Below are 24,777 nucleotides of genomic sequence, written 5' to 3'. Positions count from 1 at the left end.
GGACGAGGTTCTGACGGGTGATCGTCATGGGATTCGTGGTGTGGATGATGGCTCATGTGGTCTCTAGGCGGCGTTTCTCTATGGTTCGGATCGGTCCTCGACATCGACCGGCGTGTCGCACCAAATCGACATTCCGACGGCGTCCACAGTGCATCCCCCCCTTTTGTGGTGGTCGTCTGTGTACACTGGTACCTACGCCATCCATTCTTATCCGGATTCTCCCGCCGATTCATCGGGTAACGGGAGTGGTATTCATTGCAATCTAAGGTCCGTTAGAAACGCTTCGCCGCTGATCTGCCCTTGTTCGCATCCAGTCGTCGAACCCCTCTCTCAAGAACGAATGTCATTGCCCCGCGACTCGCGCTCGCGTAGGCAGCTGCTGACCAAATGGGTCCTGTCCCGCCGACCGCCACTTCGACGTGTTCGACGGGATCGGTCTCTCCCTTTGGGGCTCTTACTTGATTGTCTCCGGGAGTGCGCCGAGTTGGCGTAGCAGTCCGAGCGAATCCCACTGACTCTCGGAGCGAACGAGTTTGCCGTTCTCGAACTCGTCGAGGCTCATCCCACGGACCTCGCATCTCTTGTTCGTGGGCGCGATACCCATGAACTCCCCTTTGTGGGTCCCGGCCATCGTATGCGGGGTGACGACCTTGTTCCCCTCGGCGATCTCCTCGTCGAAGGTGATCGTCAGGTCGGGGAACGCGGTCCGCAACTCCTTGACGAACGTCCGGAACTGGTCGAGATTCATCGGTTCAGGGCCAGTGACGCCGATCGCCTGGTATTCTGGATGGAAGGCCGTGTCGAGAACCGAGAGGTCCCCTTTCTCGAGGAGGGTCGTGTATATCTCTTCGGTAGTTCGCTTCATCTCCTTGGGTGTGGAGGAGCCGGTAGACATAGTGCTTTACCATGTTAACATATGTCGTGTGGCGGATTAACCAAAATGGGTGAAACCGGTGACCTTCTCGGCGACACCCACGATTGGCAGGGCGACCTCGCGCAGTTGCTCCCAGTCCATGGCATCCACGAGGCGGATGAACGGGTAGCTCACCTGGTCTCGCCCACGTTCGTGAATTGCTGTCCTGTGCCCGCCCAGGATGCAATCTTGTGCAAGTCGACCAAAACTGGTAGAAGGACAGACCACGAAGTATGGAGTATGAACAGACGAGACCCCACGTGGTGTCGTACATGAACAGGAACCGGGCAGACCTCGTGGTCGGCTCCCTCGTCGCCGGCGTCTGGGTCGTCGGTGGCGCGCTCACCTGGCAGGCGTACCAGCAACAGCAGGCGTTCGACGGGATGGGGTCGATGATGGGGTCGTCGATGGGGGCGGTTCACGGCACGAACCCGCTCTGGTACGTGCTCGGGACACTCCTGGTCTCGGCTCTCGTCGGTGGGGTCTACCTGGTGGTCCGCCGTGACCTCCCACTCGATGATTCGGGCGCGGAGCGTCCGTCAGCACCTACGAGCGGAATCGAGGCCGAACCGAGCGAACCAACCGTCGAAGGTGAAGCCGATGCAGATGAGGAGGAAGACACGGAACCGACGTCCGCAGAAGCACAATCCCGCCGCGTGCTGGACCTCCTCCCCGAGGACGAGCGACGCATCCTCGAGCCGGTACTCACGTCGCCCGGCATCACGCAGATCGAGCTACGCGACCGTGCCGACTTCTCGAAGAGCAAGGTCAGCCAGACCGTGAGTGCGCTCGAAAAGCGCGGGCTGCTGTACCGCGAACGGCAGGGGCGGACGTACCGGATCTACCCGAGTGACGAACTCGAGCAGAGCCACAGCCAGTAATTGCTGGGAACGATTCACAAACCATTTTCTCGCGTGCGGCCCAATCCTGTCGTATGTGCTACCGGCACATCCCCGAGATGATCGCGGAATACGAGGCCGCAAAGCGGGAGGAGGCCGGGGACGATGCGAACAACGGCGAGCAGCAGGTGTCGACCGACGGTGCGTCGAGCCACTCGGAGAAGCGGGGGTTGCTTGGGAGGGTCAGGGCGCGACTCACTGGGTGAATTGGTACGATGTGGGGGCAGTGTTGTGTCTCCCCAGCTTCGGAGAACGCCTATCCTCTCAGTTCACCGCTTTTGACAGCTCTGCCCCTGCTTTGAACTTCACGTCGTTCGATACCTCGGCCGCGCCGACGAGATGGAGGACCGGCGCATCCAGTGCGGTGACGATACACGACGGAGGCTCATTCGGATTGCCATCGTCGCAATCGCCAGTGCCAGTCTCCTTGGCGAGTGCTTCCCGCGATTGAACCCCCCAGTAGGAGACGTTCCCATCGTCCCTGCACACTGGCTGGGCACCGGCTGGAAGGTAGTCCGCGTCCGGGTCATAGGGGGCGCTGAGAGTGATGTTCCCGTACTTGGTCCGCCCAGGCTTCTTGCGCACCGTGGCACGCGACTGTAGCTCGATACCACCATCCTCGATATCCGAGCGTGAGACTCCCGCGACGATGTTGGGGCCTTCGCCGACGAGGAGCGTCGCAGTATCCTCGTAGAGTGCGCCGTCATCGATCAGCCACCCGCCGGCGTACAGTATCTGGTCGTTGTGGTGAATCCGCCGAATGTACAACAGCGCGGGCATCGGAGACGGGCAGTCGGCCGGCTGTGCAGCCACGGGACGGACGAGTGTCTGTGAGACGGTGGCCTCACCGGCGCTCCGTTCGTCGCCCCACGAATCGAGCTGCGCAGGTGTTGTGACGGCTCCGTCATCCGAGACGAACAGTACCGGTGCCGCGCCGTCGGCGTCGGGTGATGAGCCGGTAACGACGACGCCGCCCGACGTCTGGAACGCGACGACACATCGCATTCTGTCGCTTTTGTCGGTGCCACGGCCTTCTGTGAGCGTTGCCGAGAGGAGGTCTCGACACGATAGCGCTCGATGGACGGCGACGGTGCGGTCGCTCTCGGCACACCCCTTGGCGTTGTGGTCGCCGATGAAGTACTCCAGGACCCGCTGTGGGGTGAGTTCATCGCCCAATGCGGGCCCGTCACCGCGCACGCGGGTATCGGGGAGGCTGACGACGAAGCGTTCGCCGATTGTTGGCTCCCCTCCGAGGTAGGCATAGAGTGATTCCGTGCCGTCTCCGAGTCCATCGCCGTCGCTGTCGAGGTCGTCGTGGATGCGGTCGATATCGCCCTGGACGATGCGAGGGGCCTGCTGGAGGGACTTCCTCGCGCTATCCCAGTCACCCGCGTCCACGGCGGTGCTCGCGTCCTGGGCGAGTCCCTTCCGTACGTCGGCGTTCTCGGAGACGGTGCGGCAGGTCTCCGAGGGACAGCCTTCGAGTCTCTCCCTGACTTCCGTCGTCCCGTCGATGAACGCGTCGAGGGATGCCTTCGCGTCGTCGTTCGACTGACTGTCCACGGCCTCGATTGCGGCGTCGGCGTAGATTAGTAGCGCCCGTTCGGTATCGAGTACCGAGACGAGCGTCCCCGTGTCGTCGTCACCGTCATCGTCGTCGGGCCCGGGCCACCAGATAGTCCGCGGTCTGTTCGAGCGCGAGGAGTTGTAGTCCTGTGCCTTCGTGGCCGTGCTGGTACTCCAGCCGTCGATCTCGATGGCTCGAGAGGCGGCCTGTATGGTCGGTGGGACGTATCGGACGTCGGCCGGGTCGCTTCGGAAACTAGTGAACGCACCACCAGCGTCGTCACCAGGTGTGAGTGTGGTGGAACCGGCGTAGAAGGCGGCAGGCGATGCCTCCGTGGCCCCGAGGGCCTCGTCGCTGGCGCGGTCTACCAGCCCGTCGAGCGCAGTACAGCCAGCGAGGCTCCCGAGTGCAACAGCGCCACCGGCTGCGAGGACCGCTCGGCGTGTCGCCAGAGGGGTAGTGCCGGGAGTATCCACCGCTTCGAAAGTTGGCCGACGGTTCTCATCCATCAGTACGACCACACGGCTTGCATGGGGATATAGGTTAGTAAAATAATATTTTTTCCAGCTTGATAATTTTGGGCCGGACGACCCTCGATTCGGTGGAGGATCGACCGCTCAGATTCGCGTTCCGGACAGGGTATCTCCAGCCACGTCGTCGCCAGGCTACCCACCTACAACGCGGCGTCGCTCCGCAATCTATCGACGCCCGGCTCTCTATCGTGCCGAAGGAACGGTTATCGTTCTGCTCGATGTACTGAACGTATGTCAACCAGTCTTGAGGAAGCGAACAAGGCCGTTGTCGAGCGGGTGTTCAGGACATGGAACGAGCAGGACAAGGCTGGGTTCGCGGACTGTCACGCAGAGGATGTCGTCATCCACGGGGCGGACGACGTGAACGGGCTCGAGAACCTGTTGACGGTCCAGTGGGGCTTCTTCGACGCGTTTTCGGACACCCATCTCACGCTGGAGGAGTGTATCGCGGAGGGTGACCTCGTCTCACTCCGATATACTGCCAACGGGACGCACGACGGCACGTTCGAGGGGCTCGCTCCCACTGGCACCGAGGTCGAGTTCACCGCGATGGGAATGGTCCGAGTCGTCGATGGAAAGATCACGGACAAGTGGGTGCAGTTGGATATGCTCAGCCTCCTCGCCCAACTCGACGCGATTGAATCCCCAGTCGTCTGACTCGGGATAGCTAGCGTTCCGCTGCCCTGTGACCGAAGTGTTCGAGTGACCGATTCGCGCCCTCTATCCAGCACGATACCCACAACCTGTCTCGGAGTTCCAAAGTGGACTCCACGACTTCGGTCGTCGGCCGGTGACTCTACAATCTGGTTCTTGCTTGATGGCCGAGCCTCAGGTTTCGAACCCTGGGTTGTCCTTTCCCGGTCGGTTCAGTCGCTGGGGGTGTGTGGTGCCCCCGTCGAATCCTGCACGCACGAACGGTCTCGTCGGAGAGAAACGATTAGAACGCTCTATACACGTTCTCGAACGTTCTCCTGCGTGTGTTCACACCCACGCCGATAACCCCAGAGGCATCGTAGGACCACTTGAGGAGAAGGACAATGACCAAACTCAACGTCGGCCGCTGGCTGGTAGTATCGTTCGCACTCGTCGCCCTCGTGTTTGGGGTGTCCGTGGTCGGTGCCCACGGTGATGACCCGGCCGCAGAAGACGCGCCCCCGTACGACGGGACCGCCGCGGAGTGGGCGACCTGGATGGAAGCGCACATGACCGAGCACATGGGTGAGGGTGCCGTCGAGTGGATGGAGTCGCACATGGGTGGCTCCATGGACGAGATGGGCCGTGGCATGGCTGGCGGCGCTCACGGCCCCGGCATGGCTGATGGCACCCGTGGTCCCGGGATGGCCGGTATGGGACGCGGCTGCTGAGCCCATCTCGTGACTCGGCCTCGCTGACTCGCACGACGAACATAGACACACTCCGCTCACCAACAGACACACTCCGCTCACAACTCATGATTCAACTCACCGATCTCTCGAACCGCATCGCTCGCCGAATCGCTGGACTGGCCGTCCCCCTGCTCGTGGTCATGGGCCGGCCGGTCGCTGCCCAGCCGAGCGGTGACTACGCCGCGATGATGGGCGGTGGAGGCAGCTGGGGGCTCTTCGGTGGCCTGATGGGACTCTGGGGCCTGCTCTGGATGGGACTGCTGTTCGGCCTCCCGCTCGTATTGGCCTACTCGATCCTCGCGGGTCGGGCAAACAGGCGCGCAGAACGACGGTACTCGGGTCCCCGCGCGGGCCGCAGTAACGAGGAACAGCGCATGGACTCGTCTCGATGAGGCAGGCGCTCAGAACGAGGTGAACTCCTCGACCGAGCCGTCCTCGTGCACCGCGTAGACCTGCCACGCTTCCGTCTTTTCACCGGGCATGCCCGGTGACCCGCTCGGCATCCCTGGGAGCGCGATACCCGCAATCTCTGGTTCGGCTGCGAGCAATTGCTGGACGACCTCGTAGGGCACGTGTCCCTCGACGAAGTAGTCACCCCAGTCGACGGTGTGGCAACTCTGCACGTTCTCGGGGATGCCGTACTCGGCCTTGATGCCGCTCAGGTCCGCCTTGTTGACGACCTCGACCGTCGAGCCGAGTTTGCCCTCCAGGTAACCGGCGTACTCGTGGCAGCAGGCACACGTCGGACTCCGGTACAGGGTGACGGCGTTCACCTGCTCTGACACGGCAGGCTCTGGGGACACGTCAGACTGCCCCGACCCGAGACACCCGGCCAGGAGGCCGACGGCCGCGACGCCAGCTGTTCTGAGAACCGTTCGTCGCAGCGGCCCCGATGTTTCGCTAGAACTGGTCATCGTACTCTTACATAGAGAGACGACAGGATCGGTATTGTCGGTTACCCTGATTTCCTGAGGAATCGACCGCCTGAGAGCCGATACCGACCGTGAGCGCTGGGCCGTACGAACCTATCAGCGAGCCTACCGCCGAACCACACCGTTAAGGCCGGTGAACCAGTAGTGTGGTGTATGGACTATACTATGCAAGCCGAAGCGCCCGGTACCTTCGACGAGACCATCGACGCGACACTCACAGCGCTCGAAGACGAGGGATTCGGCGTCCTCTGTGACATCGACGTGCAGGCGACGTTCGAGAAGAAGCTTGGTGAGGAGTTCCGCAAGTACCGCATCCTGGGCGCGTGCAACCCACCGCTGGCACACGAAGGCCTGATCGCCGACGTCCAACTCGGTGCGCTTCTGCCGTGCAACGTCATCGTCTACGAGACCGACGAGGGCGACGTGATGGTGAGTGCGGTCGACCCCAAGCAACTCGTCGGTATCGCCGAGAACGAGGCGCTCGACGACATCGCCGCAGAGGTCCACGAGCGCTTCGAGCGCGTGCTGGCGACCGTCGCCGAAGCCTGACGGTGGATTCAGGCGGCGCACAGGACAGTACTGCCATCCGGTTTTTCATTCATTCGGTTGTCGTGGTCCCCCTCGTCACGGTTCGCGTCAGCGTATCGTCGCCCCAGCGCAGGACCACGGTCATCTCGTCACGCTGGGAGAAACGAGCGTCGACGGCGAACGTTTCGGTGACGGACTCGTCTTCGGGAACCTCGATTGCTATCTCGGGCTGGTCCGACATGGCAGCATCTCCGAGTTCTGCGATGAACGTCCCGTCTCGGGCACCCACGTTGGCGACGGTGACAGACACCGAGAGTTGTTCACCCTCGCTGGTGTGGGCGGGCATGTCGAACGCTCGAACCTCGAACTGTGGTGGATTCGCGAGTCGCTGGAGGTGTGGCTCGGAAAGTTCCCAGCGGACAGTCGGTTGCTGTCCGTCTTCGGCACGCCAGACGATTGAGGCCGCCGTGGGCGCAGGGTCGAACGGGACTGGAAAGGCGTAGGTCTGTGCGACCTCGTCCTCGTCGTTCTCACCGACGGCGTAGTTACGGCGTCTGTAGGTCTCGTCGTCCTGCAGGCTGGATTCGACACCGATGTCGAGGGTGGCCGGATCGGGAGCGTCAGCGCCGGAAACCCGGACGGTGGCGACCACGAACTGTGTCGTCTCCCCGCACCGCGGGTCCGTATGTGTGGTCCCGAATTCGACGTAACAGCGCTGGACGCTGACGTGGTCGACGACGACGGACCAGCCGGCTTGGCTGTCGTATGGCTCGCCAGCCGCGAGGGTGACCGCCTCGGGCTGTGTCGTGGTCGTTCCGCTGGTCGTCTCCGCGACGGGTTCCGAACTCGTCTGTGGCTCTGTGTCCGTACCGGGAGAGCGGTCGGAGAGACACCCTGCAGTACCGATGACGAGGGCGGAACCGACCGTCTGGAGGAAGCGACGGCGTGAGCTGGCGAGGGACATGGCTCGGGCGTTATTGGTCGAGCTGCTGGCACATACTTTGTGGAGGAAGTGGCCCTGTCGCGCTCAGACCTGGTACCAGTTCACCGGCTTTCCCGCGTACTGGTCGGGGATGTCGCCGATGCCCCAGCCGGTCCCGGTGGTCTCGATGTACGCGTAGTCGCGGCCATCGAGGCGGTACTTGTACGCGCCGTCGTGCTCGTACCAGAGCCCGACAGCCATGTGGCCCGGGGGCTGGATGAGCACCACGTCGTAGCCGTAGGGGTCGGCTTCGAGGATGCAGGCGAGGAGGATAGCTGTGTCCTCACAGTCGCCTTCGAGTTCGACGAGTGTCTCCATCGCGAACTTGGTGTAGTCGTCGTAGCCCTTGCTCACGTCGTCCGCGACGTACGGGAGGGACTGGACGAAGTCGATGGCGAACTCGACCTGCTGGAACGGGTCGGTGATGCCGTGGGAATCGGCCGCAGAGACCAGCAGGTTCGCGAGCTCGTCGGCTGCTCCCTGCAGTAGCTCGTACTTGACGTACTCGTGGCGTGAGCGCCCGCGGGAGCGACTCGCTGCGTAGTCGTATGCGGATTTGAACGCGAGGAAGCTCACCGTCCAGGCCGTGCCCGCGGTCCGGCCCGCGAGGGTCTGGAGGTATGCACCCTCGATGCTGTGGCGCGAGGCGCGGTCTTCGACCGTCTTCTCGAGTTCGCCGCTGTTGGGGGCGCGTCGGACCTCGTCGTCATCGGGGTAGATGATGAACGGGTCCGTCTCCATGATGAACTCGGTTCGCTTCGTGGGGGCAGAGCGGATCTCCGCATCGCCCGGGAGCACGATGGCGACGTAGTGCAGCCGTTCACCTCGGGGGGCAGTGTCGAGGTTGAGGTCGACCGAGACGGTCGTTTCGCCTTCCGAGCGGACGAACCGCTCGCTCGTGCCCTCCGCCACGAACTTCTGGCGAGGATAGACGAACGCCCCGACCCATACCTTCGCCATCTCGCTCTTCAGGGCTGGTTCGTTCGGGTACACATCGACGGTGACGGTGTCGATGCTGTAGCGGCTCACGTGCGTTCTGTCCTGCCAGTATTCGTCGGTCACGTCGATGGAGCCGTCGTCGCTCTCCCGCGGGGGCACCGGCTCCGGTGTCGTGGTCTTGGCCGGTCCAGTCGTGTTCGAGGAGTTCGTCGTGTTCGAAGTGGTCGTGGTGTTCCCCTCCGCGGCCAACACGCGGTCCGCCTCGGGCAGGGACTGTGGTGGTGACGGGGCCGGTTTGAGCGAGACGAACGGCACCTGCTCGACCGTCCGGTCTGCCTGCGCGGGGTCGTCGACGAAGTCGTCGCGGTCGAGGAGTCGGGAGTAGCTCCCCACGTCTTCGGCAGGCGGCGCTTCGACGGTGGTGAGGCACCCGCTGACGAGCGGGACGCTGGTGGCGATCGCGCCCAGCAGGTGCCGTCTGTTCATGTTACCGACCTTTAACGACCGAAAGAGTATAAATGATACTGTTGACCATTGTCAAACCTTGGCCGATTGATATTCGGTAAACGCAAGACAGCGGTGAGGTGGTGTGCAAAAAGGGTGTGGTGCTTGTTGACACAAGTTGCCGCTTAACAATGTGCACATACCAGTTCACCAATGGACAGTTCTTGCCGTGACACTGTGACCCATGGTTCGGATTCTCGTGAATACCCCATTGAACGAACGGTGGGTCGGTACAAATTCGACAGAAAACGGGTGCGAAACGGGCGAAACGGCAACAATCTTGATAGTGTATGCCCGGAGACGTATGGGAACGACCGGTCACGCCCATCTCTCAAATGCTCCCGCTCGTCGTCGCCGAGAACCTGCCCTGGTGGCTCGCGGTGCCACTCCTCCAGCTCATGCTTCTGGTCAGCGGCATCCTCATCGAGAAGACGTACGTCAGCCGGGTCACTCCCATCACCGGCGCGATGGCCCTGTTCGTCCACGTCATTGTCTCCGGCTCGTCGGACCTGTGGGTCGGGCTGTATCTCGACCTCGGTATCATCCTCGGGCTGTTCGGCCTCTACGCGTACATGGAGAACATCCCCGTGGAACGGCCGGAGTTCAAGCTCCTCTCCTTTTTCGCGTACGGGCCGCTCACGATACTGCTCGTCATCGTCCTCCCCCACTGGCTACTCGCCGTGGCACTGGTCGTGGGTGCCGTGGTGAACTTCAAGCTCATCGAGGAACTCCAGCCCGCGAAACCGTACTACTACGGCCACCCGGACGACGAACACGACGAGGGTGGCGCAGGGATGGACGACATCATCGCGCTTGTCCAGAAGCGGGTGCGCGACCTGTACGAATCGGTCGACCTCGAGAGGACCGAGCCCAAAGAGGGTGACAAGGCGAGTTAAGTTGGAGTACCGTCGAAAAATGCCAAGCGAACAAACTCCCCGGCGAATCAGAAGTTAGATTGCATCAACTCGCTCGAGGTATGCTCGAACCTCGTGGAGATACTGGCGGTAGCGCTCCAAGTCCTGCAATGCGCTATAGACGATATCGTGATTGAGTACCTCACCGTATTCATGAGCGAGGACGTTCCGGAACAACGCTGCTTGTTGCATCTCTTCTGAAACGGCCGCAGATAGGACGTCGACTTCGTTTAATCGTTGCATCGAACCGGGGTTCGAATTCGGTGCCCTGCCGTCGATGTCTTTCAGGAGCATTCTCGCGATGTCGATACAGGCCTGCGTTGCCTTCTCGAACCGTCGCCCAACGATATCTCGGGTTTCAATGTCCTCTCGGTATTGTTCACGAGAGATGACCTGCTTCGATGCGAGAATCGAGACACTCTTCGACGAACTCGACCTTTTCGACGAGTGTTTCGACACGGTCTGCGTCGTGGACCGGCATCAGGCCTCACCGTCGACGAGGTCGTCGATATTCGCCAGCGCAGCATCGAAGCGGGCACGGAGTGACTCGGTCGAGGTATCAGTCTGTACCTGCTGCTCGAATTTGTCCTGGAGTTGTGCTGCTCGCCTGGGTGTCCCGACCAGAAGGATTCCAGTCTCAAACGCTGCTCGTCCTACCCTGGGCTTCAGGTCAGAGACGAGCGAGAGGTCGATGTCGTTTCGGTCGAGTGCTATCGACAAATCCGACATGAGTCTGAGAACCGCTGTGCCCGTGTCCTCGACCGAATCGAATTCGACTACGATGTCGATATCGCTCTGTGCATCGGCCGTCCCCTCGACTTGCGACCCGAAAAGAACTGCAAGCGAAACCGGATGACGCTCAAGGACGCTCCGGACTGGCTCGATGTCCACTACCCGCTCCGACGGCTGCTTGCGTGACTTTGACCCTGAGGGCGTCGAATCGGGATGGTCGGACATCCTATCCGGAGATAAACCCACAACGATAAAACCAGTTTTGGTGGTTCGATCTCCGGAATCGTCTCGGGTGCTCGTGGAGAGGACGGCTCAGAGCCGATTCCGAATCGTTTCGTACAGTGCTTCTTCCCGGTCAGCAACGGCGAGCATCTGTGACCCGGCCTCCTCGTACGCCTCGCGTGCGTCAGATTCGTCGTCGGCCAGTCCGGCACGCTTGAGGCTCTGGCCGATGGTCGACCAGTCCTCGGCAATCTCGGACGCCTCGTCGACGATGGTCTCGTCGACGACGTCCGTGTACGCCGCGGCCTCGTCGAGGAAGGGAGCAAACAGCCCGCGGAACGCGCCGCCACCGGTTCCGCGCTTCTCGACGTTCTGGTAGGCGAAGCGGGTGCACCAGGTCGCATCCGGCAGGTCGTTCCAGTCGGGAAGGTCCCGCCCGAAGGCGCGGATACCGTCGAGTCCGTGCGTACCCGCGCCCGCGAAGGAGAGTGACTCGGGCTCGAGCATCGTCTTGGTCGTGAGGGCGAGACCGTCGTGAATCGCGTCCGCGATTGGGCGGGTCGGTTCCTCACCAGTGGGGGCAAGCCAGTGGTTCTCGATGGGGCCGAAGAAGCCGTGGTCAGAGTCGAGCGAGTCGGCCAGCTGGTCGAGGGGGAGGCGCTGGATGCCGTCGAACTCGCTGTCGGCGAGCAGGACGGCATCGTCGTCGTAGCCGACCGCGACGACGATGTGGGGGCTGAAGTGGACGTCCGAGTCGAAGTAGTCGAGATAGTAGATGTCCACGAACAGGAGGACCGGTCGACCCGCGTCGAGGTGGTCTCTGATACCCGCCCACGCATCGTCGAATGACTGCCCGCGGCGCTCTTCGAAGGCGATACCGAGGTGGTCGTAGAAGCCGGACTCCAGCCAGGGGGAGCGTCCCACGAATTGGCGGGTCGGGGAGTCGTCGCTCTCGATGTAGCTGAACCCGAGGCCGGCACCGATGCCGAAACACAGCGGTTCGGAGAGGCCCCACTCGCGGAAGTCAGAGACGTCGCGGAGGGAGGTGGACCCACAGTGATTGCCGGTCTCGTGTGCGAATCCCTTGAGCATGGTCACTGTGAGTGGTGCCGATGCGAAAATCGTACCGACTCGTCGTCGCACCGACGACGGGGCGTCGTGGCCGCGGCTATCTCACCCCGCGGCCGGGTCGTGACAGACGGGACAGACGGTCTGGTCGTTCCTGTGCTCCAGGCCTGAATCGGTGCCGGTCCAGCCGCACATCGGACACTGCACGGGCTCGGAGTTGGCCATGTGCCGTCTGGGACGTGTCGCTCGCCGCCGAAAAACGTGGGGCCGATGTGGCTAGTTCCCGGCAGTCTAGCCCCGGAGCCGTCCGGGCAACCGCGATAGTGGTGGACCCCGTACTCGACAGCAGTGCCTCGAGGGGGAGTCACTGGAGTCAATATCCATGCCAATCGACCCGGTCTGCGGGATGGACGTCGAGGAAGCGGACGCCGAGACGGTGCGGTTCGAGGGCGAGACCTACACCTTCTGCTCGCAGGACTGTCGCGAGCTCTTTCAGACGGCTCCGGAGGAGTACGTGAACCAGCCACAGCCACATCTTAGCCATGTGGGTTCGGTGACGGTCCCCCGGATTCCGTACGGGCGAGCCAGGGGAGCGTTCGACCTGTCGATTCAGCATCCTGGGCAGCTCTCGGTCGGAGACAGCGTGACGTTCACCAGATCCCTCACCGAGGGGGACGTGCGCACGTTCGCGGAGGCGACCGGGGACACGAACGCCCTCCATCTCAGCGAGGCGTTCGCCACGGAGACACGATTCGGGCACCGGATCGCTCACGGGACGCTGGTCTCCGGCCTCATCAGTGCGGCACTCGCCTGCTTCCCGGGATTGACCATCTACCTCTCCCAGAACCTCGAATTCGAGCGACCAGTCGACATCGGGGAGACGATGCACGCCACCTGCGAGATACTCGAGGACCTCGGCGAGCGCCGCTTCGAACTCTCGACGCGCATCGAGAACGATGCGGGTAAGACCGTCATCGACGGCACGGCAGTCGTGCTGGTCGACCCGCTCCCGAGCCTCTCGTGAGGCTGTCCACACCGTTCTCGAAGGAAAAACGGTGTAGACCGTGTAAACCGTCTACACGGTTCAGTCCGCAGTATCTACCGCGGGAGCGTCCCGGTCGACCTGCAGCGGGTTGCCCGACGACATCGCGGTCAGCAACCGGAGGAACTGCCCGGCGTTCGTGAGCAACTTGTTCTCGGCCTTGCGCAGATGCTCCTCGAACGTCGACCGCGCGACCGAGGTCTGGGCAGCGAGGTCACGGAGCGACGTCTTCCGTGGCTGCTCGTAGTAGCCACGTTCGAGGGCGAGCTGGAGGGCGGCCAGCTGTCGGTCGGTAAGCCCCTCGAACAGCTGGTCGACCGGCGTCAGCATGCTGTGGGGGACCTGTTGTTCGGCGAGGGCGGTCTTCGAGAGTACCTCGATATCGCGGTCGGCGTCGAGTTCGGAGAGGAGGGAACGCACGTCACCTTCGTCGAACGCGATGACGGTGTAGTGTTCCCAGCCCTGTTGATGGACCGTGGGTGGCTGGTAGAGGCACGCGTGGTCTTCGAACCGTTCGATGATGGAACCCTCCAGCGAACAGAGACACGATTGCGTGACGACGTGGACACCAGACTCGTCGACCGACTCGTGGAGGACCGTCCCGAGTTCCCTGATGTCCTCGAGCAACTGCTCGGTCGGCGTGTCGGCAGACGTTATCTCGAGCACCTGGCACTCGCTGAGGTACCACTCGCGAATGGTGAGGTCCGGGTAGCGCTCGGAGAGGTCGCGATACGGGCACTCGTGTCGCACCCGGAACGAGGCCTGGTACAGACTCATGGGTGGAATGTAGGCCGCCGCGTGAATAGGGGTGCCGGTCATGTCCGGCACTACTGATTCACGGGTACTCGCACAACGGATGGGCAATGAGTGCAGCAACAGACCTGGAACAGGGCATCCGTGCGCACATCGGCCAGTTCTCGTTGCACGTCCTGCTGGTGTTCGCGACCGGACTCACCATCGGCTCCGAGCGTGCCGTGGTCCCGGTTCTTGGCCGGGACGTGCTCGGGGTGGAATCCGTGGTCGTCATCGGCTCATTCGTCGTCTCCTTCGGCGTCGTCAAATCGCTGCTCAACCTCTACGCCGGCAAGTGGGGTGAGGAGTACGGCCGCAAACCAGTTCTCGTCCTCGGCTGGGTGACTGCCCTGCCGCTCCCGCTCATCCTCGTCTTCGCACCCAACTGGGCGTGGATCACGGTCGGGAACGTCCTCCTGGGAATCAACCAGGCGCTGACGTGGAGCATGGCCATCAACGCGAAGATCGACCTCGCGGGCCCGGACCAGCGCGGCCTCGCGGTCGGTATCGATGAGGCGTTCGGCTACACCGGTGTCGCGGTGGGTGCGTGGGTCACCGGCGCGATTGCAGCCCGGACAGGACTTCGACCGGAGCCGTTCTACTTCCTCGCCGTCGTGGTCGTGCTGGCCTTCCTGATATCGGTGTTCCTGATACGCGAGACCGTCCAGTACGCGAAGGCGGAGGGTGACGACGACCACCACGACGCGAACCTCTCGTTCGGGGCGGTCCTGAAGCGTGCGACGTACGGCGACCGGACGCTGTTCGCCGCGGCCCAGGCCGGCCATATCGAGAACTTCGTGGATACGCTGTTCTGGATCGCGGTGCCCCTCTACCTGACGAGCCAGGGGTTGGGCATCGGTGCGGTCGGCGTGGTCATCGGCGTCCACAGCGCGATGTACTTCCTGCAGATTGGCACGGGTGGACTGGCAGACCGTATCGGTCGTCGCCCCCCGGTCATCGCGGGGATGTTCCTCGCGGCAGCGGGCGTGCTCGGGATGGTGTTCGTCGAGGGGTACCTCCCGTGGGTCGCCATGGCCGCCGTCTCCGGCATCGGGATGGCACTGCTCTATCCGAACCTGATGACGGTCCCGAGCGACGCCGCGCACCCGACGTGGCGCTCGGCCGGAATGGGCGTGTATCGAATGTGGCGCGACTCGGGCTACGCCGTGGGTGCCGTCGTCATCGGGCTCTCGATGGAGTTCGTGAACGCCGAGGCCGCGTTCTACCTGACCGGGGTGTCGATGCTGGTCTCCGGGGCGGTCGTGTACCTGTGGATGGAGGAGACCCACCCCGAGTTCGGAACGCACGAACCACCCGCGCCTGCGCCGGAGTCACGAGGTCGGACAGTATCGGACGATTGATCTCCGGTGAGGGCTCTATCTGGCGAGGCTAGTAAAACCTCAAGTAGCGGTTAGATGTACTGACACCGAATGGATGTTGGGGGGTAGACTCCACCTCAGTGGTGGAGCGGGTTGCCCCTGAACATGAGAGATACAGCTCCCTGTAACAGGTCTCACCGTCTCGAAGATGCGAGTCGGTATTTGAGGGGTAACTGCAAGTTCGACAATGATGCAGTCAACGATAATTGTATTACTTGATATCTATTCAGGATTGATTGTTCGGCGCCTGTGATTGTTCTTCTATGGGTGGTAGTGCAGGTCTCTGGGTGCTTGTGCGGTAATATCAGCACCCGCCACTACTGGACTGACGGTGTCAGTTCAGGATTAGGCTCTAGAATGCTCCTGAAAATACAGGCTCGGCGTCAGAACTCGGTGACGACCTCGACGCCCTGGGTCTCGTAGTCATCGCGGCGACGCGGTCAGCCACCCCGTCGAGTGATTGTTCAAGCCACTTCGATGGCCACATCTGTTGGAGTCGGATTGTCGATGTTGTCGCCGACGGGACAGCGTTCCTCGACCTCCACGCCTAACGCTTCTAGAGCTTCCTCGTCGGCGTCAGATTCAATTTCGATCCGGACGTTGATCTCCTGATAGCCCGCTCGGACGTCTTCGTTGAGGCCCAGAAACTTCCGTGGGTCGAGGTCGCCTTCGATCTCTATCTTGACGCTTTCAAGATCGATCCCGCGCTCTTCGCTGACGGTGTGCACCACGACGTTGAGACAGCCGGCCCACGCTCCAATGAGGTATTCGACAGGGTTTGGTCCGTCGTTCGTGCCCCCCAGTGACGATGGCTCATCAACGACGAATTCAAAGTTACGCGACTCGACGACCGTCTTCGTCTCGCTCTCACTTTCGGCCGATACTGCGAACCGTTCTATGTGGTCTGCCTCGCTCATGGAGTAGGTCGACGAGACGTCACCCCATCAAGCGAACGACTGTGGTCAGATACGCTGCCGTCCATGACGCTCGTTCTCACCGATTTGGGGTTTACAACAACTCAAACTCCTGGATTGCCGCAGATGGGGAGTCCGGCGGAGTCATCCATCTCGGCAAGTATTGGAATCGATATCGCTGATGTACGCAGGTCGCATTTCAGATGGATGCGAGGAGGAACCCCACGGCTTGAGCCGTGGGAGGAATCCGGTAGTCATGTCCACTCCCACCCGAACAGAGAGGCTCGCCGTCAGAACTCTGTGACAACTTCAAACCCTGCAGTCTCGTACTCGCTCATCGCGCCGAGTCGGTCCGAGACCGCATCCAGCGAGACACGCTTCGTCACGAGTGCGGCCGGGTCGAGGCGGCCCGAGGCCATCATCGTGAGCAGTTCGTCGTACCGCGAGGGCGGCATCCCCCGCGACCCGAGGAAGTCAACGTCCCAGCGCGTCATCGCGTCGATGGGGAGCGAGACCTCGCCCTTCTCCGCCTCGGTGGTCAGCCCGAGCTGGACGTGTGTGCCGCGTGTGGCGAGGCACTCGACGCTGTTTCGGCAGGTCTCGGCGCGGCCGAGTGCATCCACGGATACGTCGGCTCCTCCATTGGTCCGGTGTCGAATTTCGGCTGGCACGTCGTCGACCTCGGTGGCGTCGACCGTCACGTCCGCCCCGAGGTCGGTCGCCATGTCGAGGGGTTCCTCGCGAACGTCCACGGCGACGACGCTGGCCCCGAGCGCCGACGCGATCTGCACGCCTGCGAGGCCGAGGCCGCCACAGCCGTGGACGGCGACCCAGTCGCCACCTTGCACCTCGGCACGGTGCGAGAGCGCGTGGAAGGCTGTGACGTATCGACAGCCGAGTGCGGCCACGTCCTCTGCGGATACTCCGTCCGGGAGGCTGACCGCGTTGAAGTCGGCGTGGGGGACGTGGACCTGTTCGGCGAACGCGCCCGGTGCATCGGCCTCGAACCCGAGGGCGTAGCCGTCGTCGCAGACGTTCCCGTGGCCGTTGCGACACTGCGGACAGGTGCCGTCGCCGAGGTTGAACGGGACCGCGACCCTGTCACCGACCTGGATCTCGGAGACCTGGTCGCCGACTTTCACGACGGTTCCCGCGGGTTCGTGGCCCAGTACCTGCCCGAGGGGGACCTGGTCGTCGGCCCACTCGCCGTGGCCCTGCCAGGCGTGCCAGTCGCTCCGACAGATGCCGCAGGCGTCCACGTCGATGACCGCTCCATGCGGAGCCGGTTCGGGTGGGTCGATTGATTCGAGAACGAGTGGCTCACCGTAGGCCTCGAGTACGAGTGCGCGCATGGCAGTGCAATGCCACGCGGGCGGCTTAACAGTTCAGCGACCCTGTTGAAAATTGAGACACCAAACTGATTACGGGCTGAACTCTTGGACTAGACAAAGTGAAGCTCGTACCTGCGCTCAAATGGACCGGTCAAGTGCTGGGAGTGGAACTCCTTCTGGCGTTCTTCATATTCGAACCGAGCGTCTGGGAACACAACCAGTTCGCCTTCGAGAAACTTGTCGTGTTTATCATATTCTCGATTCTCGCCGCGGGTCTGTTGTTGCTACGAACCGTTGATAACTCACTGGCGAACAGGTAGGATTAGACTGGAGTCCTCTCGGTAGTGGAGAGTTGGTCACGTCGGTAGTACGCGGTTCTGACGACCGACTGTTGCAGCGAGAACGGTAGCAAATCAGAAGGAATCCGCCAGTTCAGCGACCCCCCGATTCTGGGTCATTCCTTTCGACGGCCGAGCACCCGAGTGTTCCCGCTCCGGTTGTCGACGTACACGGTTCGACTTTCGCCGTCAGCGTCCGCGCGGACGACCCACAGCGGCTCCTCGCGGTAGGGGTCTTCGTCGACCGAGATGTCCGTGTATCCCTCCTCGCGCAGGGCTTCGACGGACAGGTCGATCGCTTGCTCTGCCGTCTTGACCACGAAGTCCGACTTGTCGAGCCGGACGACGAGCGTGGGTGTGTCGACGGTCCGGATGACCCGCTCCGTGACGCTCCCCAGCAGGTAGCGGTCGACGCCCGTCCGTGCATGGGTCCCGAGGACGATGAGGTCGATGTCGTTCTCCTCGGCGTACGCCCGGATGCGCTCGTGGGGTGCGCCGACCTCGACGGCGGTCTCGACTGTGACGTCGTGTCTCTCGGCGACGTCGGTCACCTTCGCGAGTGCCTCGTCACTCGATGGTGGATTCGGTCGCCCGTCGAGTTCTTGGAAGTCACGCTGCGGGCTCTCCACGTAGAGCGCATGGACTGTCGAGCCGAATCGCTCGGCCAGTTCGAGTGCGTGTTTGGTGGCGTTCTCGGAGCCGGGGCTACCGTCTGTCGGAACCAGGATGTGCTCGTACATGGTCGATACTCCACCTGGTTCTTCGGTCTCCCTGCTGATATATGTGGGACATGGTTCCATCGTTGTGAGAATGTGCCAGCAAGCGCGTGGGCTCGCTGGTCTCCAGAAACCGTTTCCGGGCTGGCCACTCATTCATCGTTATGTCGAGTATCGACCTCACGCCCGTCCCTCGCGGGCACATCGTCGCCGACGAGTCGTTCATCTTCGAGGGGGCAGCCGTCGCGACCGCCTCGGACCCGAATCCGAGTCACGAGCGTCGCCGCTGTCCCGTCTACAACGTGGTCATCGACCACCCCAACGCGACCATCCTCTGGGACACCGGCTCGCATCCCGACGCGGGTGATGGGCACTGGCCGGCCGACATGTACGACGCGTTCACCCACGAGGGGGCACGGCCATTGTCGGAAGATCTGGCGTCGGTCGGGTACTCGCTGGAGGATATCGACGCCGTGGTCATGAGCCACCTCCACCTCGACCATGCGGGGGGCCTACACAATTTCGAAGGGACCGAGGTTCCAATCTTTGTCCACCGCGACGAGTTCGAGTTCGCGTACGTGAGCGCGAAGACCGCCCACGGGGACGAGGCGTATCTGGAAGGCGACTTCGACCACGAGCTGAACTGGCAGCTCGTCTCGGGGCCGCGCGCCAGTCCGTTCCCCGATGTGGACCTGTTCCACCTCCCCGGGCATTCACCCGGCCTCGTCGCGACGGTCATCGACCGTGCGGATGGACCCGTCATTCTGGCTGGCGATATCGGCTACGTCGAGGAGAACTGGACTGAACGGCGGCCGATGGGCGGTTCACTGCTCTGGAACAAGGAGTTGTGGCTGGAGAGCTGTGCACGGTTGGACGATCTGGCGACGCGGTTCGACGCGACCGTGGTCGTGGGACACGACCCGGATGCGATAGCGACCGTCGACCAGCTGTAGGCCAGGCAGCCAGTGGTGGACTGAGTCAGGAAATCTGGACCTGCGAAGAGAGAAGCAAGAGAACGACAGCGAGTACGGTGTTGGTATCGGTTCGGAGGGAGCGGCTCAGGGCATCGAGTCGACGTCGATGGTTCCGTCGGAGTAGACGGTGACGAAGCAGTCCGCGTAGCCGAACGCGACACTGACATCGAAGGTCGTGTCGTCGGGCTCTGTGTCGAGGACCTTGTCTAACGCGTCTGTATCGATCACCTCACCGATCGGTGGCAATTCGAGCGGATCGACGTCGCGAAACTCGGCAACTGCTAAGACGATATCGACGAAACGGTCACTGGAGTCCCCACCCCGGACCTGGCCCGAAGCCGACTGGATTTCGTCCATAACAATACTCCACAGGTAACTATCGGTATCATATATTTTTACTGGTTATCGCCCGGTGATTATCGACGGAAAACACGGACCATCGGCCGATATCTTTAATAAATCACAGTTCTCCGGGGTTCCGCTCTTCGGTGTCGTCCTGCCCGCCGTCCGTGTACTGCACGTTCCCAGCTCGGGTGTCGCGCTCGTTCCCTGAGAGGAACGCCATCGCCTCGGCGAGCGTCGCGTCGTCGCCGAGCGTGTCGCGGACCTGTTCGAGTTGGGTCGCGAGGTCGGACGAGCGTCTGCGCGACAGGGTGGATATCACGCCCGGAATGATCCACATCGTGGTCAACATCCCGATGAGGAAATACCAGGGCTTGCCCTGAACCGCGTTGCTCACGCAGTTATCCGGGGCGGACGAACACAGCCACTCGCCGTTCGGGAACCCGAGTGCGAATATCAACAGGTAGACCATCAGTCCGAGCGCGACCGCGATGTGCCCCCGGAGAATCAGCATCGCGAGGACGATTCCTGCGAAGACACCAAGCTCTGTGGAGTGTACCTCCAGCGGTGAGCTGAACCAGGAATGGATGTACCAGTCGAGGCTGAAGTGGGTCGAAAGCAGGTGCTCGACGGCAGCACTCCCCCCGGGTGCGAGGGCCGTCATTTGGTATCAGTATGCTATATTCAGGGATAACCACGGCACTTACAGGTTGGTTCGGGGATGTCCCGATACGAGCGTAGGCCCGACGTAGTTGACTCTCGTTTGTGTGTCACTCGGGAGAGCCCACTTGGAACAGAGGACAAGCCTACCGCACTTCTCACAAGGTTCCACTGGGGCTGATTCGTCCGGTGTACCGCGTTGGAACTCTTCGTGTTGCTATCCAGAGAGCAGACCTAGGCCGAGGTTCCGCCTGTCACACGTCTCCGTCTGCCCAGCATGCTGAAACATCTCGCTCGTTGCTGAGAGGGAGTTGTCCCTCCGAAAGATGGCGATTTAGTGTGTGGTCTGAGTTTCCGTAGTCGAACAGGTCAGTACCAGAGTAACATTTATCATGATTGGTTATCATTTCTGGCACGTAATGTCAAATAACCAATTATCTATGGGGCGGCGACGCCTTCTCAAGTCGACTGGCCTCCTGGCCGGCTTGGGATTCTCGGCAAAGAGCGTCTCCGCTGCCAGTAGTTCGTCTTCACAGTTCACCTTCTACGACGACTGGGAAGACGGGTCGTATAGCTCCGACCCTGGGTGGGAAGTGTACCGGTACGAGGGTGACTTCAACGCGCAGGTCGTCTCTCGTACCACGCCAGATGGCGGCTCGAAGGCACTGCAGGTTCGTGAGACCACAGGCGGCGGGACTGCCGGTATCCTCGGCTGGGGTCAACGGTTCGACGGATGGGATGGACCATGGTCGCTCGAAGGGGCGTTCCACACGGCGGCTGTCCCACTGAACTCGACGTTCCAGACGCACGGAGTGGACCTGTACACGGACTCCGGTGTGAGTGATACCCCGCTCCGCCTGAGTCTCGGGTTTCGCGATTCTGAGGGCAGGTCGAAGGACGTCTCCATCTCTGGGGAACTCATCGATACGGTCGAGTCCTCGCAGTCGGTGAACTGGAGTGAAAACACGTGGTACCGATACGAGATCGAACACGACGGAACAGGTGGGTACTCTGCACGGATGTGGGAAGATGGGCAGTCCCGACCGAATGAGCCGACCGCTGAAAGCACCGGCTCTGCTCCCGGCACTGAAGCACGCGGTGCGGGCATAATGATAAACGGTGCGAAGGGTCGCGATTTCCGGATTCAGCACGCCAATATCGGGTGGCAACGGTCTGACGAGGGGTATTTCGGCAGGTACTACAACCTTTCAGAGAACCACCCGGACATGGAGTCTTCCGGGTCGTCCTTGCCCGACACCGGCCGTGTCGAATCCACGCTCCCGCTCAGTCTGACGGACCGTGGTGAGGCCGCGTATCAGCAGTTCGACTGGTTCGATGACTCGCGACTATCGAAAACCGAAGTTGACGAGCAGATAGACTTCGGAGCGGAGTTCTTCCCCATCGTGAACTCACTCGAGGGCGACCCCTTCCACTTCGCCGTCCACTGGACGGCCAGTGTGACGGTCGAATCCGAGGGGACCTTCTCGTTCGCGACGACCTCGGACGACGAGTCGTGGGTGTTCGTCGACGGCGACCTCGTCGTCGATAACGGTGGGAAACACGGGACACGTAGACGGTCCGGCCAGAAGTCACTGTCACCGGGGACCTACGACCTGGACGTCTTCTTCGCCGAACGGCAGACATCGGGCTCCGATATGGTACTCTCGGTGGACGACCGGCTGACACCGAGGGTCCGTCGCCCCGAAGGAGGAACATCGCCGGGCGACCCAGACGGTGACCTCCAGGCACTCATCGGTGAGAAGCGAGGACTCATCGAGGATATCCGGGACGTGACGCGTCCCATCCTGGGAGACGAGGCCTCGAGAGTCGACGAGGTCGCCGAGTCACTCGTGGACGCCATCGACCCGGACGCGTCAGGGAGTGTGTCGGCGGCTCCTCAGCAGCAGTTGGAAGCGATGGAGCGGCTCGTCGCCGCTGAGGAGGTGACGAAAGCAGCTATCGGGCCGACGATTGGCGATGGGTCGATTGTTCGACGTATCGTCAAGGACCTGGGAGCACTGCTGAAGCTGATATCGACGGAGTTGATCACCCGGTACACAGGGGGCTATTGAAACGCGCACTCGGTGGCATCCTTGACCGTCTCTACGGAGTCGTCAGACCCCTCGTCGATTCTCTCCGGGGTCGGGGTTACCTCGTCTCTAGCATCGGGTCCGGCCTCGAGCGTCTGGTCCGTCGTATCCAGGTTCAGAGCTACTACCGCATCCGTGCGAGCGACCCCGACGACCTCGAGCAGATCGCCGATAGCGCACGCGGGTCGTCCCTCGGTTCGGCTGAACAGGCAGCAACCGAACTGGGACTCGCCGGTGCCGTGAGCGACGCTATCGACCCGATCGCGAACGAAGTCGAAGAGTTCGTCTTCGAGCAAGCCAGCTTCGACACGCCGGACTCCGCGGTACCGGACATCCAGCTTCCGACACCCGACCAGATCCAGATCCCCGAGTTCACCGCATCGCTGGACTTCCCAGACGAGATGGTTCCCTGGTACATCGACAGGACACTGAATCTCCCGGACGAACTCACGCTCCACATCGACGATACGGCGATCTCGCTCCCCGAAGTGCCGTTGTTCGACGACCTGAACGAAGTCATCGACGAATCCGGGCTCGGAATCGATGGCGCAGCCGGAATCGGGACGTCGCTCGACGCCAGCGTCGAAGAACTCGAAGCCGAACTCGGGTCCCTGACCGAACAGGACGCACAGACCCGCGATTCGGTCGTGACTGCACTCACCCAAGGTGCAGACGACTTCTCGTCGCTCATCCTCGATATCTACGAGGGCGTCGACGAGTTTCAGGAGGACGTGCTCAATGACGCGGCTGACCTGGCGACTCGTGCCTCAACGCTGTCCTTCGTAATCGCCGGCGCGCTCATCGTGACCGGTATCGGGTCGCTCGGGCTCATCACCGTGGGCATGGTGGCGGCACAGGTCGCGCTGATTATCTCGGTCACCAAGGCCATCATCGACCTCGTCCAGATCGCTGCCGGGTTTGGGAGCCTCTACGTCCTCGACTACATCAACTTCGCCGGGACAGGTTCCATCATGACGACCGACCTCGGAGGTGTTTCCATTGACTGACGACCGACTCCTTGCCTTCCAGGACGCTCTTCAGCGGGGCGCAACTGGGGAGGCACTGGACAAGTACGACGGTGTCGAGACAGCACTCAACGAGCAGGAAACGACCGAGGAGGGCGTGCAGGTGCTCGCCCGGGCAGTCGCACAACAGACTGACCCGGCCACCCAGGCGAACCAGACGGCCCAGCAGTACATGCGAGCAGTCACGACGGCACAGCAGGCACGGCTTGAGTTCAACGTGAAGTTCATGTCGTTCGTGACCGACAACGTCGAACCGCAGACGCTCGCCGAAAGCATCGGCGCGGTCATCGAGGCCCACGAGACCGTCGACAGTGTGGCATCGAAACTCAGAGAGCGTGCCGACAACGTGGCTGTCCGTCCAATCCTGGCGGTTTCAGCACCGTCACAACTGACGGTGCCGAAGGGTCAGACGTTCTCGATCACCGTCGAAGCGACCAACCTGGGGACTGCCCCCACCGACGCCCTTGACGTCACGGTTTCACCTGACAGTGTCGGCGTCGACCCCACTCAACTCCCGAGTCTCTCTGGCGGCGACAGGGTCACCATCAGCGTCTCCGGGAGGGCGACCGCGGACCAGCCGGTCCCAGTCGAGGTGAACGCTTCTAACGACGACATCGGAGACACTGCCGGGTCAGTCGTGACGGCGGTCTCGAAAGGTGACTACCTCATCGAGGCCATCGAGGAGACCGATAGACTCCTCGAGGTCGTCGGTAATCTGGAGAGTGGTGCCGGAGACGACTCCAAGAACGGTACCAAGGGCAAGCAGAACGGTGGGTCGAATGGGGGCAAGAGTGGGCTGGAGAACAAACTCGAAACAGTCCGAAAACGACTCGAGAAGGTCAAAACACGAGTCGAGCGGGGACAGACGAAGTCGGCCAACGAGAAACTCGAAAGCGTGTCCAGCCTCGTTGGAACTGTCGCCACGCAGGCTGATGCGCTCGGTGGCAAGCAGATCCCCGAACAACGGGCGGGAGTTGTGACCGCTGAGGCCCGCGAAATCCAGTCTATCATCGCGAATAGTATCGAAGCTAACCCCTGAACGGCTTGGGGTAAGAG

At 62.1% G+C, this 24,777-nt stretch carries 28 protein-coding genes; 14 read left to right on the top strand and 14 right to left on the bottom strand.

The window, feature by feature from the left end; all coding sequences use genetic code 11:
• Positions 1-454: 454 nt before the first annotated feature.
• Positions 455-865, bottom strand: a complete 411-nt coding sequence (locus N6C22_RS19550; RefSeq protein WP_261652887.1) for an ester cyclase — start codon at positions 863-865, stop codon at positions 455-457.
• A 320-nt stretch (positions 866-1,185) separates the two neighbouring features.
• Between N6C22_RS19550 and N6C22_RS19545 the strand changes: the two genes are divergently transcribed.
• Complete coding sequence (locus N6C22_RS19545) at positions 1,186-1,794, top strand: MarR family transcriptional regulator (RefSeq protein WP_261652886.1); 609 nt, start codon at positions 1,186-1,188, stop codon at positions 1,792-1,794.
• A 53-nt stretch (positions 1,795-1,847) separates the two neighbouring features.
• Positions 1,848-2,018 carry a hypothetical protein gene (locus N6C22_RS19540; protein WP_261652885.1) on the top strand — a complete coding sequence of 57 codons (171 nt, stop codon included), beginning with the start codon at positions 1,848-1,850 and terminating at the stop codon, positions 2,016-2,018.
• Positions 2,019-2,076: 58 nt separating this feature from the next.
• Here the strand turns inward: N6C22_RS19540 and N6C22_RS19535 are convergent, their stop codons facing one another.
• Positions 2,077-3,888, bottom strand: a complete 1,812-nt coding sequence (locus N6C22_RS19535; protein WP_261652884.1) for a hypothetical protein — start codon at positions 3,886-3,888, stop codon at positions 2,077-2,079.
• A 255-nt stretch (positions 3,889-4,143) separates the two neighbouring features.
• Here N6C22_RS19535 and N6C22_RS19530 point away from each other — a divergent pair, with 255 nt between their 5' ends.
• From N6C22_RS19530 to N6C22_RS19520, 3 genes are all read left to right on the top strand, one after another.
• Positions 4,144-4,569, top strand: a complete 426-nt coding sequence (locus N6C22_RS19530; RefSeq protein WP_261652883.1) for an ester cyclase — start codon at positions 4,144-4,146, stop codon at positions 4,567-4,569.
• Positions 4,570-4,949: 380 nt separating this feature from the next.
• On the top strand, positions 4,950-5,276 hold the full coding sequence (locus N6C22_RS19525; protein ID WP_261652882.1) for a hypothetical protein: 327 nt from the start codon (positions 4,950-4,952) through the stop codon (positions 5,274-5,276).
• A gap of 86 nt (positions 5,277-5,362) precedes the next feature.
• Complete coding sequence (locus N6C22_RS19520; RefSeq protein WP_261652881.1) at positions 5,363-5,689, top strand: hypothetical protein; 327 nt, start codon at positions 5,363-5,365, stop codon at positions 5,687-5,689.
• 9 nt (positions 5,690-5,698) lie between these two features.
• On the opposite strand, the gene N6C22_RS19515 is transcribed toward N6C22_RS19520, so the two are convergent.
• Complete coding sequence (locus tag N6C22_RS19515) at positions 5,699-6,082, bottom strand: DUF411 domain-containing protein (protein ID WP_261652880.1); 384 nt, start codon at positions 6,080-6,082, stop codon at positions 5,699-5,701.
• A 300-nt stretch (positions 6,083-6,382) separates the two neighbouring features.
• Here N6C22_RS19515 and N6C22_RS19510 point away from each other — a divergent pair, with 300 nt between their 5' ends.
• Positions 6,383-6,778 carry a DUF302 domain-containing protein gene (locus tag N6C22_RS19510; protein WP_261652879.1) on the top strand — a complete coding sequence of 132 codons (396 nt, stop codon included), beginning with the start codon at positions 6,383-6,385 and terminating at the stop codon, positions 6,776-6,778.
• 49 nt (positions 6,779-6,827) lie between these two features.
• On the opposite strand, the gene N6C22_RS19505 is transcribed toward N6C22_RS19510, so the two are convergent.
• Together N6C22_RS19505 and N6C22_RS19500 are read right to left on the bottom strand one after the other, a co-directional pair.
• On the bottom strand, positions 6,828-7,721 hold the full coding sequence (locus N6C22_RS19505; RefSeq protein ID WP_261652878.1) for a hypothetical protein: 894 nt from the start codon (positions 7,719-7,721) through the stop codon (positions 6,828-6,830).
• 63 nt (positions 7,722-7,784) lie between these two features.
• The gene (locus tag N6C22_RS19500) at positions 7,785-9,164 is read right to left on the bottom strand and encodes a hypothetical protein (protein ID WP_261652877.1); all 1,380 of its coding nucleotides are present in this window, start codon (positions 9,162-9,164) and stop codon (positions 7,785-7,787) included.
• Positions 9,165-9,472: 308 nt separating this feature from the next.
• On the opposite strand from N6C22_RS19500, the gene N6C22_RS19495 reads away from it, so the two are divergent.
• Entirely contained in the window at positions 9,473-10,078 is a 606-nt protein-coding gene (locus N6C22_RS19495) for a hypothetical protein (protein WP_261652876.1), read from the top strand.
• 54 nt (positions 10,079-10,132) lie between these two features.
• Here N6C22_RS19495 and N6C22_RS19490 read toward each other — a convergent pair whose 3' ends face one another.
• From N6C22_RS19490 to N6C22_RS19480, 3 genes are all read right to left on the bottom strand, one after another.
• Positions 10,133-10,555, bottom strand: a complete 423-nt coding sequence (locus N6C22_RS19490; protein ID WP_261652875.1) for a DUF86 domain-containing protein — start codon at positions 10,553-10,555, stop codon at positions 10,133-10,135.
• Positions 10,556-10,576: 21 nt separating this feature from the next.
• Positions 10,577-11,053, bottom strand: coding sequence for a nucleotidyltransferase family protein (locus N6C22_RS19485; protein ID WP_261652874.1), 477 nt, complete (start codon positions 11,051-11,053; stop codon positions 10,577-10,579).
• Positions 11,054-11,140: 87 nt separating this feature from the next.
• The gene (locus tag N6C22_RS19480) at positions 11,141-12,142 is read right to left on the bottom strand and encodes a BtrH N-terminal domain-containing protein (protein WP_261652873.1); all 1,002 of its coding nucleotides are present in this window, start codon (positions 12,140-12,142) and stop codon (positions 11,141-11,143) included.
• Positions 12,143-12,500: 358 nt separating this feature from the next.
• On the opposite strand from N6C22_RS19480, the gene N6C22_RS19475 reads away from it, so the two are divergent.
• Positions 12,501-13,142, top strand: coding sequence for a MaoC/PaaZ C-terminal domain-containing protein (locus N6C22_RS19475; protein ID WP_261652872.1), 642 nt, complete (start codon positions 12,501-12,503; stop codon positions 13,140-13,142).
• 60 nt (positions 13,143-13,202) lie between these two features.
• Here N6C22_RS19475 and N6C22_RS19470 read toward each other — a convergent pair whose 3' ends face one another.
• The gene (locus tag N6C22_RS19470) at positions 13,203-13,937 is read right to left on the bottom strand and encodes a helix-turn-helix domain-containing protein (protein ID WP_261652871.1); all 735 of its coding nucleotides are present in this window, start codon (positions 13,935-13,937) and stop codon (positions 13,203-13,205) included.
• Between the two features lie 86 nt (positions 13,938-14,023).
• Between N6C22_RS19470 and N6C22_RS19465 the strand changes: the two genes are divergently transcribed.
• Positions 14,024-15,313, top strand: coding sequence for an MFS transporter (locus N6C22_RS19465; protein WP_261652870.1), 1,290 nt, complete (start codon positions 14,024-14,026; stop codon positions 15,311-15,313).
• 482 nt (positions 15,314-15,795) lie between these two features.
• On the opposite strand, the gene N6C22_RS19460 is transcribed toward N6C22_RS19465, so the two are convergent.
• Together N6C22_RS19460 and N6C22_RS19455 are read right to left on the bottom strand one after the other, a co-directional pair.
• Positions 15,796-16,248 carry an OsmC family protein gene (locus N6C22_RS19460; protein WP_261652869.1) on the bottom strand — a complete coding sequence of 151 codons (453 nt, stop codon included), beginning with the start codon at positions 16,246-16,248 and terminating at the stop codon, positions 15,796-15,798.
• A gap of 287 nt (positions 16,249-16,535) precedes the next feature.
• Entirely contained in the window at positions 16,536-17,597 is a 1,062-nt protein-coding gene (locus tag N6C22_RS19455) for a zinc-dependent alcohol dehydrogenase family protein (RefSeq protein WP_261652868.1), read from the bottom strand.
• A gap of 98 nt (positions 17,598-17,695) precedes the next feature.
• Between N6C22_RS19455 and N6C22_RS19450 the strand changes: the two genes are divergently transcribed.
• The gene (locus N6C22_RS19450) at positions 17,696-17,896 is read left to right on the top strand and encodes a hypothetical protein (RefSeq protein WP_261652867.1); all 201 of its coding nucleotides are present in this window, start codon (positions 17,696-17,698) and stop codon (positions 17,894-17,896) included.
• Positions 17,897-18,030: 134 nt separating this feature from the next.
• Here the strand turns inward: N6C22_RS19450 and N6C22_RS19445 are convergent, their stop codons facing one another.
• Positions 18,031-18,654, bottom strand: a complete 624-nt coding sequence (locus N6C22_RS19445) for a universal stress protein (protein ID WP_261652866.1) — start codon at positions 18,652-18,654, stop codon at positions 18,031-18,033.
• A 140-nt stretch (positions 18,655-18,794) separates the two neighbouring features.
• Between N6C22_RS19445 and N6C22_RS19440 the strand changes: the two genes are divergently transcribed.
• A complete protein-coding gene (locus N6C22_RS19440) occupies positions 18,795-19,583 on the top strand; it encodes an N-acyl homoserine lactonase family protein (RefSeq protein WP_261652865.1) in 789 nt (262 codons plus the stop codon).
• 105 nt (positions 19,584-19,688) lie between these two features.
• Here N6C22_RS19440 and N6C22_RS19435 read toward each other — a convergent pair whose 3' ends face one another.
• Positions 19,689-19,961 carry a HalOD1 output domain-containing protein gene (locus tag N6C22_RS19435; protein ID WP_261652864.1) on the bottom strand — a complete coding sequence of 91 codons (273 nt, stop codon included), beginning with the start codon at positions 19,959-19,961 and terminating at the stop codon, positions 19,689-19,691.
• A gap of 103 nt (positions 19,962-20,064) precedes the next feature.
• Positions 20,065-20,610 carry a hypothetical protein gene (locus tag N6C22_RS19430; RefSeq protein WP_261652863.1) on the bottom strand — a complete coding sequence of 182 codons (546 nt, stop codon included), beginning with the start codon at positions 20,608-20,610 and terminating at the stop codon, positions 20,065-20,067.
• A 481-nt stretch (positions 20,611-21,091) separates the two neighbouring features.
• On the opposite strand from N6C22_RS19430, the gene N6C22_RS19425 reads away from it, so the two are divergent.
• Genes N6C22_RS19425 through N6C22_RS19415 form a run of 3 tightly spaced genes read left to right on the top strand, consistent with a single transcriptional unit; the run spans position 21,092 to position 24,760 of the window.
• Positions 21,092-22,678: a PA14 domain-containing protein gene (locus N6C22_RS19425; RefSeq protein ID WP_261652862.1), complete on the top strand. Its 1,587-nt coding sequence runs from the start codon at positions 21,092-21,094 to the stop codon at positions 22,676-22,678.
• Complete coding sequence (locus N6C22_RS19420) at positions 22,675-23,703, top strand: hypothetical protein (protein WP_261652861.1); 1,029 nt, start codon at positions 22,675-22,677, stop codon at positions 23,701-23,703. Before N6C22_RS19425 ends, N6C22_RS19420 begins: the two co-directional genes overlap by 4 nt.
• Complete coding sequence (locus tag N6C22_RS19415) at positions 23,696-24,760, top strand: CARDB domain-containing protein (protein ID WP_261652860.1); 1,065 nt, start codon at positions 23,696-23,698, stop codon at positions 24,758-24,760. The genes N6C22_RS19420 and N6C22_RS19415 overlap by 8 nt, the downstream gene beginning before the upstream one ends.
• The last annotated feature ends 17 nt before the right edge of the window (positions 24,761-24,777 follow it).

The organism is Haloarchaeobius sp. HME9146 (assembly GCF_025399835.1).
Classification (GTDB): Archaea; Halobacteriota; Halobacteria; order Halobacteriales; family Natrialbaceae; genus Haloarchaeobius.
This window is presented reverse-complemented; position numbering and strand designations above follow the sequence as displayed.